General features: G+C 42.1%; 10 protein-coding genes. 6 read left to right on the top strand and 4 right to left on the bottom strand.

Annotated elements, in window-relative coordinates:
- Window positions 1-219: 219 nt before the first annotated feature.
- Together FEK29_RS14455 and FEK29_RS14450 are read left to right on the top strand one after the other, a co-directional pair.
- On the top strand, window positions 220-1,134 hold the full coding sequence (locus FEK29_RS14455) for a FecR family protein (RefSeq protein ID WP_138259141.1): 915 nt from the start codon (window positions 220-222) through the stop codon (window positions 1,132-1,134).
- Entirely contained in the window at window positions 1,115-3,643 is a 2,529-nt protein-coding gene (locus FEK29_RS14450; RefSeq protein WP_138259140.1) for a TonB-dependent receptor, read from the top strand. Before FEK29_RS14455 ends, FEK29_RS14450 begins: the two co-directional genes overlap by 20 nt.
- A 165-nt stretch (window positions 3,644-3,808) precedes the next feature.
- Here FEK29_RS14450 and FEK29_RS14445 read toward each other — a convergent pair whose 3' ends face one another.
- Window positions 3,809-4,669: a Brp/Blh family beta-carotene 15,15'-dioxygenase gene (locus FEK29_RS14445; RefSeq protein WP_138259139.1), complete on the bottom strand. Its 861-nt coding sequence runs from the start codon at window positions 4,667-4,669 to the stop codon at window positions 3,809-3,811.
- Window positions 4,670-4,781: 112 nt separating this feature from the next.
- Here FEK29_RS14445 and FEK29_RS14440 point away from each other — a divergent pair, with 112 nt between their 5' ends.
- On the top strand, window positions 4,782-5,528 hold the full coding sequence (locus tag FEK29_RS14440) for a bacteriorhodopsin-like (RefSeq protein WP_193554890.1): 747 nt from the start codon (window positions 4,782-4,784) through the stop codon (window positions 5,526-5,528).
- A gap of 63 nt (window positions 5,529-5,591) precedes the next feature.
- Here FEK29_RS14440 and argS read toward each other — a convergent pair whose 3' ends face one another.
- On the bottom strand, window positions 5,592-7,373 hold the full coding sequence (gene argS, locus FEK29_RS14435; RefSeq protein WP_138259138.1) for an arginine--tRNA ligase: 1,782 nt from the start codon (window positions 7,371-7,373) through the stop codon (window positions 5,592-5,594).
- 122 nt (window positions 7,374-7,495) lie between these two features.
- Here argS and FEK29_RS14430 point away from each other — a divergent pair, with 122 nt between their 5' ends.
- Genes FEK29_RS14430 through FEK29_RS14420 form a run of 3 tightly spaced genes read left to right on the top strand, consistent with a single transcriptional unit; the run spans window position 7,496 to window position 10,768 of the window.
- On the top strand, window positions 7,496-7,921 hold the full coding sequence (locus tag FEK29_RS14430; RefSeq protein ID WP_138259137.1) for a hypothetical protein: 426 nt from the start codon (window positions 7,496-7,498) through the stop codon (window positions 7,919-7,921).
- Between the two features lie 42 nt (window positions 7,922-7,963).
- Window positions 7,964-9,391: an SDR family oxidoreductase gene (locus tag FEK29_RS14425; RefSeq protein ID WP_138259136.1), complete on the top strand. Its 1,428-nt coding sequence runs from the start codon at window positions 7,964-7,966 to the stop codon at window positions 9,389-9,391.
- Window positions 9,392-9,394: 3 nt separating this feature from the next.
- On the top strand, window positions 9,395-10,768 hold the full coding sequence (locus tag FEK29_RS14420) for an aldehyde dehydrogenase (protein WP_138259135.1): 1,374 nt from the start codon (window positions 9,395-9,397) through the stop codon (window positions 10,766-10,768).
- A 119-nt stretch (window positions 10,769-10,887) separates the two neighbouring features.
- Here FEK29_RS14420 and ctlX read toward each other — a convergent pair whose 3' ends face one another.
- Together ctlX and FEK29_RS14410 are read right to left on the bottom strand one after the other, a co-directional pair.
- Window positions 10,888-11,820 carry a citrulline utilization hydrolase CtlX gene (ctlX, locus tag FEK29_RS14415; RefSeq protein ID WP_162850217.1) on the bottom strand — a complete coding sequence of 311 codons (933 nt, stop codon included), beginning with the start codon at window positions 11,818-11,820 and terminating at the stop codon, window positions 10,888-10,890.
- A gap of 3 nt (window positions 11,821-11,823) precedes the next feature.
- Window positions 11,824-12,735, bottom strand: a complete 912-nt coding sequence (locus tag FEK29_RS14410) for a dimethylarginine dimethylaminohydrolase family protein (RefSeq protein WP_138259134.1) — start codon at window positions 12,733-12,735, stop codon at window positions 11,824-11,826.
- Window positions 12,736-12,773 lie beyond the last annotated feature (38 nt).

Raw genomic sequence — 12,773 nt, 5'->3', positions numbered from 1 at the left:
TAGTGTGATAGTGTGATAGTGTGATAGTGTGATAGTGTGATAGTGTGATAGTGTGATAGTGTGATAGTGTGATAGTGAAGTTAAAAATTTCATTTTTGAACTTGACTCCTGTTTTTGAACTTGATTCTTGTATTTGAATTTGATATTTGTGTTTGAACTTGAAATTTGTAGTAGGGTTTTTGATTGGATAGTTGTTAAAGAGGTATAAAGCTAAAAGATATGCAAGAAAATTACTTGGCAAAATGGCTTTCTAATGAGCTTACGGAGGCGGAACTTGAAGCGTTCAAGAAGTCCGAAGAGTATGCTACCTATCAAAGAATAGCGGAGACTTCCAAAGAATTACGGGCTCCTGAATTTGATCGTGAAAAGGCATGGGAGCGGCTTCAGGCTTCCAAAGAAAGCCAGGAATCAGCAAAGGTCATTACCTTATCCCCTTTTAAAGCCTTCCTACGAGTGGCAGCGGTCATCGCCGTGTTGCTTACAGGGGCTTATTTCTATTTTAACACGCTTGATGAAACAATTACTACCAAGCTGGCCCAAAACAGGGAAATTACCCTGCCGGATAATTCTGAAATACTCCTAAATGCGGAATCCACTCTTTCTTACAACGAAAAAAATTGGGATTCCAAAAGAGCCATCAAATTAGACGGTGAGGCGTATTTTAAAGTGGCCAAAGGAAAAAAGTTTACGGTTTCCACCTCACAGGGAACTGTCACCGTTTTGGGTACCCAGTTCAATGTGGAGGACAGGGACAGTTATTTTGAGGTTACCTGCTATGAAGGTTTGGTACGTGTAACTTTTAACGGCGAGGAGTTTCAACTGCCGGCGGGAAATTCCGCTCTTGCCATTGAGGGTACAATGAAAAAATCAAAGGTGGATGTAAACGGAAAACCCTCTTGGGTAAACAACGAGAGTACCTTTAAAAGCATACCGCTTAAATTTGTTCTTGCAGAATTGCAACGCCAACATAATTTGAAAATTACTCTTGAAAACATTGATGAAAATCAACTTTTTACAGGCACGTTTAGCAATTCCAATTTGGATTTGGCATTAAAAAGTATAAGCACACCTCTTAAAATTAGTTTTAAATTAGAGGGCAACAAAGTGCTGTTCTATGAGGAAAGCGCCCCTTAAAACGCTTAGTGTCCATCTTTTCATAGTGCTTCTGTTGTTCCTTGTGAACGGCGGACGGGCACAGCAAACATCCAAACCAAAAATTTCCGTCATTGGTTTGCTTCAGGAATTGGAAACCGAATTCAATGTAAAATTTTCCTTTGCCGATGCGGATTTGGAGGGTATTCAACTCCATCGACCGGAGACGGAGAACCTTGAATCCGCCATTGTCCAAATAATTTCCCAAACGCCCTTAGAAATTGAAAGACTTAGTGACCGATATTATTCCGTCATTCTTACGGATACACTTTCCATTTGCGGCACGGTACTGGACAATTATGAGAACAATACGATACCGGGCGCCACGGTACGGGTATTGGATACTGACATCGCCATGGTCACCAATATGGACGGGACCTTCGCTTTTGAGGAGGTGCCCCGTACAGCAATCATCCAAATCAGTCATTTGGGGTTCAAACCCTATTTTATTTCGGCGAAAAAACTGAGCAACAAGGCTCCTTGTACGTCCATAGCCTTGGCACTTAGCTATCAGGAACTGGAAGAGGTCGTCGTCTATAAATTTCTTACGGATGGCCTTGCCAAGTTTTCCGATGGTAGCATTCAAATGAATACCGCGGAATTCGGGATCCTACCGGGTTTGATCGAGCCGGACATCCTACAATCGGCTCAAGCATTTCCGGGAATCAAAAGTGTGGACGAGACCGTATCGGACATAAACATCCGTGGTGGCACCAATGACCAAAACCTGATTTTATGGGATGGCATAAAGATGTACCAGTCCGGCCATTTTTTTGGGCTAATATCGGCTTTTAACCCATATCTAACCGATAAAATCACAGTGATAAAAAATGGAACGAGTTCCATATACGGGGATGGTGTAAGTGGGGTCATGGACCTTCGCACCAAAAATGACATCCAAAATTCCGTATATGGTGGCGCTGGGTTCAACCTAATCAATGGAGATGTTTACGGACAGATACCCCTTGCCGAAAACATGGCCATTCAGTTCTCCGGAAGAAGGTCCGTAACCGATTTTCTTGAGACACCCACCTACACTACATTTTCGGAAAAGGCATTTCAGGATAGTGAGGTACGAACGGACAATGACTTTTATTTTTACGATTTTACGGGCAAGTTGTTATACGATATAGACCGATATCACAAAATAAGGCTGAGCCTCATTCATATCAATAATGATCTTGACAATTTTACCCTAAGGCCCGATGGTACCGATGCTACCGAAAGTTCCTTGGACCAAATCAACATATCCTTTGGCGGAAGCCTTGAAAGCGAATGGACGGATAACTTTTACACTCAGGCAAACGTCTATTACACCCAATACAGGCTCACGGCCTTCAGTATTACGGAAAGTGCGTCACGGCAATTGTACCAAAACAACCTGGTTAAGGAATCCGGTGCAAAACTCAATACTGTTTACAAACTAACGCCCACCTTGCAATGGACGAACGGATACCAATTCACGGAAACGGGCATTGAAAATATTACACGAATCAACCTCCCCTTTTTTGAAAGTAGTGTAAAGGGCGTAATCAGGTCGCATAGCGTTTATTCAGAATTCTGCTTTGAAACGGAGGACAGAAAACTCTTCGCCCAAGTTGGGGGAAGGTTAAATTACATTAGCAACATCAATACCTTTGAGAAAGTCCTTATAGAACCTAGGCTAAGTATCTCCTATGAGTTCGCACGTAATTTTAAGGTGGAGGCCTTGGGCGAATTCAAGAGCCAATACACCAACCAGATCATTGACCTGGAACAAAATTTTCTTGGTCTGGAAAAAAGAAGATGGACCTTGGCAGATGAAAATGAGTTGCCAATAGTGCAAAGCAAACAGGGGTCGCTGGGCTTCAACTACGACGAAAACAGGTTGTACGTTGGTGTTGAGGCCTTCTATAAAAATGTTACGGGCATCAATGTGAGGACCCAAGGTTTCCAGAATGAAGATCAGTTTGACGGTGAGATTGGCGAGTATCTAGTAAAGGGTCTGGAGTTCTTGATCAACAAAAAAACGAACGACTATAGCGTTTGGTTCAGTTATGCCTATAATGACAATAACTATACGTTTAACACCGTTGACCCGCCCATTTTTCCGAACAACCTGGAATTGGAACATTCCTTTACCCTGGCCGGAAATTATAATTACAATGATTTTAAAATTGGTGTCGGTTTTAACTATAGGTCCGGAAAACCGTATACCAGGCCAGACGTTACCAATCCTCTGGACTCCTCTATATTTCCAAATGAGATAAACTATGAGGACCCAAACAGCAGTAGCTTACCTGAATATTTTAGGGCCGATGCATCCGCAACCTATGATTTCAACCTCAGCAAGACCATAAGGGCATCCGTAGGCGCATCGGTATTAAACTTTACGAACAGAAAAAACATCTTGAATACCTACTACAGGCTGAACAATACCAACGAAATTGAAACGGTGCAACGGGCATCCATAGGTGTGACTCCCAACGCAAGTTTTCGGATTCGTTTTTAATACGTGTTGGTTGGGGATAGCCAACAAGTTTTGGTTGGATTAGTTTTGAGGTTCTTATGTAGTAGTTAATTTCGTAGAAAAATCAACTACCTATCAAAATAGAGTAACCCCAAACTAAAAAGGGTAACAGAAAAATCTAACCCAGCAATTAACAAAAACCCCATCTCATTTCCCTTCAAGTTTTGACATTACAATGACGTGTGGAAACGTTACTGCCGCCAGCACATATAGAACTACGGAAATGAAATAGTCTAAATGATTCTGTAATAGAAGGTATAAAATTAAAAGGCCGAGTATTGAAACGGCCCAATAAATCCAGGAGGTCTTTACATAGTCCATAAGGTAGCTAGGCTTTGAACTACCATATAAAACTTCCATTTGGTCCTTCAAAGAAGGAATACTATGCCAAAGAATAAAATATATTGAAAATGCCCAAAGTAAAGAGGCTACATTAAAAACAATATAGAAAACAAAGAACATAAATAATTCTTTGACCAAATTTATCCTCAATACTTTTTTAAATTTCAATAAGGCCACTGAAATGGACAGCCCAATCAGGTTTATGTATAGCCCCATTTTAATATAGTCACTAAGAAATAAATACCCCGTTACATCATAAATTATTTGCTGAACCTCTACAATATTGGCATAAAAAATCATAAACAAAATGGTCAAACCATAGAAGGTAAATAAGAATTTATGAAACCAATGTGAATTAGTCAACATTTCCTTAAGATGTTGTTCTCCAAAATGATATCCGCTTATAACTATAAATACGGCTAACACCAAGGCTTTGGAAAAGAAGAACAATAAGGTAACCGAGGATATTACCAATATATAAGGAATGATTGCCCCGGTTGTATTCAAATTTTGATATTGCTTTCTAATTAGGACAATGTCATTTGCACCGTGCAAAACACCAAAAGTAAGAATAAAGGAATAGGCTAAATAGTCTTGGAGACCAGAGGAGAGTTGTGTGGAAAGCCATAATCCAAAAAATGTTGTCAACAGTAGCCAGTTTTTCATATCCAAAATATTTTTGAATTTGTTTAAAGTTATGACAAAAACTTTAAACAATTTTTATCATTTTATTGTTTAACTTTTACTACATTTACTTAAACAAAAAATGCTATGTTATATGAAAACATTATTACTAATTTTTCCGATGTTTGCCGACGTAACTAAAATCGCTAATGACGATTACGTTGGGTTCACCTTTTTTGTAGGTTGCATGGCCATGATGGCAGCTTCAGCCTTTTTCTTTTTGTCGATGAACAACTTTGACAGAAAGTGGAGAACTTCTATCCTAGTTTCAGGATTGATTACATTTATCGCCGCCGTTCACTATTGGTACATGCGCGATTATTGGTCTGGTGTAGGGGAATCACCTACTTTTTTCAGATATGTTGACTGGGTATTGACGGTACCTCTTATGTGCGTGGAGTTCTACCTCATCTTAAAAGTAGCCGGAGCGAAAAAATCACTTATGTGGAAGCTTATCGCCGCCTCGGTAATCATGCTTGTAACCGGTTATTTTGGTGAAGCCGTCTACAGGGACAATGCTGCGTTCTGGGGATTGTTATCTGGTCTAGCCTATTTCTACATCGTTTACGAAATATGGCTCGGAAGTGCGAAAAAATTGGCTGTACAAGCGGGGGGAGCAACGTTGGAAGCACATAAGATGCTTTGCTGGTTCGTGCTTGTTGGATGGGCAATTTATCCATTAGGGTACATGGCAGGAACGCCAGGATGGTATGATGGTTTAGCAGGTTTGGGGCTAAACATGGATGTAATCTATAATATAGGTGACGCCGTGAATAAAATTGGATTTGGTCTGGTAGTCTATGGTGCCGCAGTGGCAGCACAATCCGCTGAAAACAAATAATTTGTTTTTACTAACTCAAATTGTTCTGAAAGACCTTTGCTTAAAATCAAAGGTCTTTCTCATTTACATCCTCTCCGGAACTTCTATTCCCAGCAAACTGAAAGCCGTTTTAATGGTATCGCCCACTTTTTTGGACAATTGCACCCTAAAAACCTTCTTTTGTTCATCAGATTCCCCCAATATGGAAACCTGCTGATAGAAGGAATTGAATTCCTTGACCAAATCGTACGTGTAATTTGCAATCAACGCCGGACTATAATTTTCGGCCGCCAATTGAATAGTTTCGGGAAACAACTGCACTTGTTTCAACAACTCTTTTTCCTTGGGATGGAGTCCGGAAATTTGGGCAGGTAGGTTGCTCTCTACCTTGGTCTCCTGGGCCTTTCTTAAAATGGACTGGATACGCGCGTAGGTATATTGAATAAAAGGGCCGGTGTTTCCTTGAAAATCGACCGACTCCTCCGGATCGAACAAAATCCGCTTTTTGGGGTCTACCTTGAGAATATAATACTTAAGGGCCCCCAGGCCAATCATTTTGTAAAGGGCAGCGCGCTCAGGCTCCGAATATCCCTCCAACTTGCCCAATTCCTTGGAGATTGCTTCCGCGGTTCGGGTCATGTCTTCCATTAGGTCATCGGCATCTACCACCGTACCTTCCCTACTCTTCATTTTTCCACTGGGAAGGTCCACCATCCCGTAACTTAGATGATAGAGTTTTTCGGCCCATGAAAACCCGAGTTTTTTCAGGATCAAAAACAGTACCTTGAAATGATAGTCCTGCTCGTTGCCTACGGTATAGACCATACCGTTGACATCTGGGTAATCCTTTACCCTTTGTATGGCCGTCCCTATATCCTGGGTCATATATACCGCGGTACCATCGGAACGCAGTACAATTTTTTCGTCAAGGCCTTCGTCGGTCAAATCTATCCAAACACTTCCATCTTCCTTTCCATAAAAAACACCTTTTTCCAGACCTTCCGCAACTACGTCCTTTCCCAACAGATAGGTGTCGCTCTCGTAATAGTAGGTGTCAAAGTCCACGCCCAAATTTTTATAGGTGATCTCAAAACCATCGTACACCCAACCGTTCATTTGTTTCCAAAGCGAAACAACTTCCTCGTCGCCGGCCTCCCATTTTTGGAGCATTTTCTGGGCTTCCAACAAGATAGGCGCTTCCTTTTCGGCCACTTTTTTATCCACTCCCTTTTCAACGAGTTGCCCAATCTCCGCCTTGTAAGCCTTATCAAAAGCAACATAATAATTGCCCACCAATTTATCGCCCTTTAACCCCGTACTTACGGGAGTTTCGCCGTTTCCAAAGCGTTGCCATGCCAGCATGCTCTTACAAATGTGGATGCCACGATCATTGATAATCTGAGTCTTATAGACCTTCTTACCTGATGCTTTCAGGATTTCGGCGACGGAATATCCCAAGAGATTGTTTCGAATATGGCCCAAATGCAGGGGCTTGTTGGTATTTGGGGAAGAATATTCGACTATAACGGCTTCATTGGAGGTAGGTACCAGACCGAAATCGGTCTTATCCTTCACCGCATTGAAAAAGTCCAGGTAATACCTATCCGAAATAACGATGTTCAAAAAACCCTTGACCACATTATATCCAGCCACGGCAGCCACTTCTTTTACAAGATAGGCACCAATTTGCTCACCAATTTGTACGGGGTTGCCCTTTACCTGCCGGAGCATGGGAAAGACCACTACGGTAACGTCCCCTTCAAAATCCTTTCTTGTAGGCTGAAATTCCACAGATATGAGTTCAACACCGTAGGTAGCCTGTACGGCTTCCTTCACTTTTGCTTCAAGAATTATTTCAATGGTCATCTGCAAGGATTTAAGGCTGCAAAACTAAGCATTTTTTGCCCTTTTAAAGCGAAACTATGGTCTTTGACCCTTCTTTTCTGTAACTTTAAAAACGCTTGTGTAAAGTCAAAAAAAAGAATTGCATGCTATTGAACGTATCTTATTCAAACCCCTCCATTACGCAGAAAATCGACACCGAAGTGGGGAAACCCTTTACCCTCAAGGAACGTTGGACCCTAGGCGGTATTGGCTCCCCAAGACTCATCATTACGGATGCCAGTATTGAAATAAGGAATTTGCTCATTTTGGACAATAATAGGGACACCTGTAATATTGAGCTTAGGCCCAAAGGTATCATTGTGAGGTTCCGATCGCTTTTGGAGACCTTTGCGCTTATTGTTCCCTATTACAAACTGACATTGTACAAGGGGGAGTCCTCCGTATATTCCCTGTATCGAGACCACTACTTTATCAAAGTGGCATCCGATACCAAGGCGGTACAAAAATTCTTTAAAAAAATATTGGAATTCAAGGCCGATAGTTCGCCCACCTCTTTGGAGGATCTATAAGTCCTGAAATCCAAATATTCCATCTTAATTCAATTTTAAAACATGAAAATCCTTCTTACCGGTGCGAATGGTTACATAGGAATGCGGTTATTACCGCAATTGATTGCCGATGGACATAAAGTGGTATGTGCCGTAAGGGACACTGAACGGTTTTCCATTGATGAGGAAACAAGGGCGCAAGTTGAAATTATAGAAATCGACTTTTTGGAAGCGGTACGGCCGAATCTTCTGCCCATGGATTTGGACGCAGCCTATTTCTTGATACATTCCATGAGTTCTTCCACCACCAATTTTGACGAAAAGGAAGCCACAACGGCCAAAAATTTCATTACCTACGTGGAGTCCACCAACATTCGTCAGGTCATTTACCTAAGCGGTATCGTGAACGATGAAAAACTATCCAAGCATCTAAGTTCCCGTAAAAATGTGGAAGATATCCTCTCAAAAGGTCCCTTTTCGCTCACAGTGCTTCGGGCAGGGATTATCGTGGGCTCCGGAAGTTCCTCTTTTGAGATTATTAGAGATCTCTGCGAAAAATTACCTATCATGATTACCCCAAAATGGGTCTTGACCAAAACGCACCCCATCGCCATACGGGACGTTATTTCCTTCTTGATAGGTGTACTGGGCAACGAAAAAACCTTCGACGATTCCTTCGATATAGCGGGCCCCAATGTACTTACCTATAAAGAAATGCTACATCAATATGCACAGGTAAGAGGCTTTAAAAACTGGATTTTTACGGTGCCCGTCATGACGCCAAAACTGTCTTCCTATTGGCTGTATTTTGTAACCTCCACTTCCTATAAATTGGCATTGAACCTTGTGGACAGTATGAAAATTGAGGTGGTGGCAAAGGATCAGAGACTGGCGGAACTACTTCAAATTAAAACCCATAGCTATAAGGAAGCCATTGAAATGGCCTTTAAGAAAATAGAGCAAAACTTGGTCATTAGTAGCTGGAAGGACAGTATGGTTAGCGGCCGTTTCAACAAGAGTCTGGAAAAATACATTCAGGTGCCAAAATTTGGAGTGCTCAAGGACGAACAGACCCTCCAAATTTCGGATTCCAAAAAAGTACTTGAAAATATCTGGAAGATCGGTGGGGAACAGGGTTGGTATTACGGCAATAGCCTATGGAGATTACGTGGATTTTTGGACAAACTGATAGGGGGTGTGGGATTGAGAAGGGGACGGACCCATCCTGATAAAATTTATCCGGGGGACTCCCTGGATTTTTGGCGGGTACTCTTGGCGGATAAAAAGAAAAAAAGACTGTTGCTCTTTGCCGAAATGCGATTGCCTGGTGAGGCATGGCTGGAATTTAAAATCGACAGGGACAATGTATTGCATCAGACCGCCACTTTTCGCCCACGTGGCCTAAAGGGGCGCTTGTATTGGTACAGTCTCGTTCCCTTTCATTATTTTATTTTTGGTGGTATGATTCGAAACATTGCAAAAACAAAATGACCTATGATTGCATCCTTTGTGAAAAAACAACGGGAATTTTTTGGTTCTGGGGCTACAAAGGACCTGAAGTTTAGAAAATCCTACCTTAAAAAGCTACGAGCGGCCGTAATTACTTATGAAGACCGAATTTGTGATGCCCTGTATTCCGATTTTAAAAAGCCGAAGTTCGAATCCCTTGCCACGGAAACCCAGTTCGTACTCTATGAATTGGACGAGACCCTGAAAAATATAAACTATTGGAGCACACCAAAACGGGTGAATTCCACGTGGGTCAATTTTCCCTCTTCGGATTGGCTCTACCCGCAACCCTATGGTAACACACTCATCATTGCACCTTGGAACTATCCCTTCCTACTGACCATATCACCCCTTATAGGAGCCTTGGCCGCTGGCAATACGGCCGTATTAAAACCCTCTGAATTTACGTCCAGCACGTCCAAAATCATCAGTGAAATTATTACGGAAGTATTTCCCGAGGACTATGTAGCCGTCGCGGAGGGCGGTATCGAAACTTCCCAAGAATTATTATCCCTGAAATGGGACTATATTTTCTTTACGGGAAGCACGAAAGTGGGCAAAATAATCTATCAAAAGGCCGCGGAACACCTAACGCCCGTCACCTTGGAACTTGGAGGCAAAAACCCCTGCATAGTGGACGAATCGGCCTCCATTGCCGTTAGTGCCAAACGCATCGTATGGGGTAAATTCCTAAACTGCGGTCAGACCTGTATTGCACCCGATTATATTCTGGTGCACAAAAAGGTAAAGAAAGATTTGGTGACGGAACTTGGCAAGAGCATTTCAGAGTTATACGGCCCTTCCGTAGAAGACTCTCCCGATTTGGCCCGAATCGCCCATACATCGCATTACAAGGATTTAAAGAAAATGTTGACCGGACAACGCATATTGCTGGGCGGGGATTTTAATGACCAGACCCTATATATTGCCCCAACGTTGGTGGACGAACCCAAACTAGATAGTAAAATAATGCAAGGTGAAATATTTGGCCCCTTGCTTCCCATAATTTCCTATGAAACGGAAGAGGACATACATAGTTATATTTCAAACTATGAAAAGCCTCTTGCCCTATATGTTTTTAGTAAAAGGAAAAAATTTAGGGAGAAAATAATCAATGCCTACAGTTTTGGCGGAGGGGTCATGAACTATACCTTGCTCCATATTACAAATAGCACACTACCGTTTGGAGGCGTAGGTGCTTCCGGTATTGGCCGCTATCATGGAAAATATTCCTTCGATACCTTTTCACACCAAAAGGCCATCATAAAAAAAAGTTTTTGGCCGGAAATTCCACTTCGATATCCACCATATAAATTACCGGAAAAACTGGCGAAGAAACTCAAGTTCCTTTTTAAATGACCTGTTACTAAGTAAACTACCTAGGGGGCAAGCTCACGAGGCATTCTTTGAAAGCAAACTTTTAATTTCCAAGCAAGCCTTGGAGTATTAACCCCCCTTGGCGGTGCCAATAAATTCTATTACTTTTTAGGTAAAAATACTTCGGCCATCATACAGCGGGCGCTTCCACCCCCACAGGCTTCAATCGTATCCAGGGGACTGTGGATTATTTTGCATCGTTTTTCTATTGCCTCGATTTGGGATTCGTCCAAACTAGCAAACGCAGCGGAACTCATGACCAAAAATCGCTGGCCGTCCTTTCCAAGAACTTCCAACATGTTCCCGGCAAAATGATGCATCTGCCGTTCGCTTATGGCGATGATTTCCTTGCCATCGTTTCTTAGGTGGTCCATCACATTTTTGCGTTCCTTTTTATCGTCGATACTGTCCAAACAAATAATGGCAAAGTCCTCGCCAAGGGCCATCATGACATTCGTATGGTAAATTGGCAATCGTTTTCCATCTACGGATTGATTGGCCGTAAAAATGACGGGCATACAATCGAAATCCTCGCAAAATTCGATGAACAAATCTTCATCTGCCCTTTCCGATAGGGCACAATAGGCCTTTTGGTTTACACGGTCCAAAATAATGCTCCCGGTACCTTCCAAAAACACCCCTTCCACTTCTGCGGCGGTATAATCCATGACGTTATCGATAAGAAAACCGTGTTGCTCCATAATTTCCAGAATATCCTCGCGCCGTTCGTTTCTTCTGTTTTCGGCGAACATGGGGTATACCCCAACCGTACCATTTTCATGAAAAGAAATCCAGTTGTTGGGAAAAATACTATCGGGCGTATCTGGATCAATAGTATCATCTACTACAATGACATTCACACCGGCAGACCTCAAAGTACTCACAAAGGCATCAAATTCATCCTGTGCCTTTTGGTTGATCTGGTTGTTCTTCTCATCCAAATCTTCCATAAAATAATTGTTCACGGCCGTTTGTTCGTTCATACGAAAGTTCACTGGCCGAATCATCAAAATGGTATTGGTAATCTGCATCATAAATTATTCCCGTATTAATGGTAACGTACTACATCTTAAAAGTCCTTCTTGTTTGGAAATCTCCGCGTATGGAATCTCCTCAACGGTAAAACCCTGTACCCTAAGCCAACTGTTTAATCGGGTAAAACTCTTTTCCGATACCACCACCTCTGGGGTTATCGAGAATACATTACTGAACATATGGTACATTTCGTCTGCCGTTATTTCAAAAACGTTTTCCTTGCCAAAGAAATCGACCAACCATTGGTACTCCTTCTCCACCAAAAATCCATTCTTATGAATGATGGCCTTCCCTTTTCCCAAAGGCTGAAAACAGCAGTCCAAATGTAGGGCGTTTTCCTTGGCATTTTTGGATTTTCTCAACTCAAAGGACAGAACCTTTTTCTTGGGAAATTGCTCGCGCAAATATTCGACCGCATGCACATTGGTCCTGGCGGTAATGTGGTCTGCATAATCGGCACCCGTATAGGTTCCCACAAAAATATAATCGTTCCAAGGCATAACGTCACCTCCCTCCACATGCACTTTTTCCGGTGGATGTAAAATATGGTCTTCCTCAATTTTATCGAGTACATGAAGTATGGCATCCACTTCTTTTTCCCTATCGGGCAAAATATTTGAAATGATAAGCTTGTCCTCGATTACGAACGCGATATCCCTTGAAAATATCTGGTTACAATCCTCCAAGACCTCAGGTCTAAAGACGGCCACATCGTATTTCTTTAATACCTTGGAAAAAGCCTCCATCTCCCTAATCATATCCTCTTCCTTTGGGTAGGTACCCGCCAGGATATGTTCCAAGGATTTTGGGTCATAGGCCTCTTCCGGTTTGGGAATTGGTCCGGGACTTTTTGCCGTACCCAAAACCACGGCCCTTAACCTTGATATTTCATCATTTACACTTAGCCTAAGCATACTTATCAATTTTGAGCGCTAAGGTACTATTAAAAACG

Origin of the sequence: Maribacter aurantiacus (genome assembly GCF_005780245.1) — a bacterium.
In the GTDB taxonomy this organism is placed as follows: domain Bacteria; phylum Bacteroidota; class Bacteroidia; order Flavobacteriales; family Flavobacteriaceae; genus Maribacter; species Maribacter flavus.
The sequence above is the reverse complement of the archived record's forward strand: the minus strand, read 5'-3'. Positions and strand labels throughout refer to the sequence as shown.

Bases quoted from the DNA above. Each gene is read 5' to 3' on its own strand.
- FEK29_RS14455 (WP_138259141.1), top strand. From the start codon at position 220: ATGCAAGAAAATTACTTGGCAAAATGGCTTTCTAATGAGCTTACGGAG.
- FEK29_RS14450 (WP_138259140.1), top strand. From the start codon at position 1,115: ATGAGGAAAGCGCCCCTTAAAACGCTTAGTGTCCATCTTTTCATAGTG.
- FEK29_RS14445 (WP_138259139.1), bottom strand. From the start codon at position 4,669: ATGAAAAACTGGCTACTGTTGACAACATTTTTTGGATTATGGCTTTCC.
- FEK29_RS14440 (WP_193554890.1), top strand. From the start codon at position 4,782: ATGAAAACATTATTACTAATTTTTCCGATGTTTGCCGACGTAACTAAA.
- argS (WP_138259138.1), bottom strand. From the start codon at position 7,373: ATGACCATTGAAATAATTCTTGAAGCAAAAGTGAAGGAAGCCGTACAG.
- FEK29_RS14430 (WP_138259137.1), top strand. From the start codon at position 7,496: ATGCTATTGAACGTATCTTATTCAAACCCCTCCATTACGCAGAAAATC.
- FEK29_RS14425 (WP_138259136.1), top strand. From the start codon at position 7,964: ATGAAAATCCTTCTTACCGGTGCGAATGGTTACATAGGAATGCGGTTA.
- FEK29_RS14420 (WP_138259135.1), top strand. From the start codon at position 9,395: ATGATTGCATCCTTTGTGAAAAAACAACGGGAATTTTTTGGTTCTGGG.
- ctlX (WP_162850217.1), bottom strand. From the start codon at position 11,820: ATGATGCAGATTACCAATACCATTTTGATGATTCGGCCAGTGAACTTT.
- FEK29_RS14410 (WP_138259134.1), bottom strand. From the start codon at position 12,735: ATGCTTAGGCTAAGTGTAAATGATGAAATATCAAGGTTAAGGGCCGTG.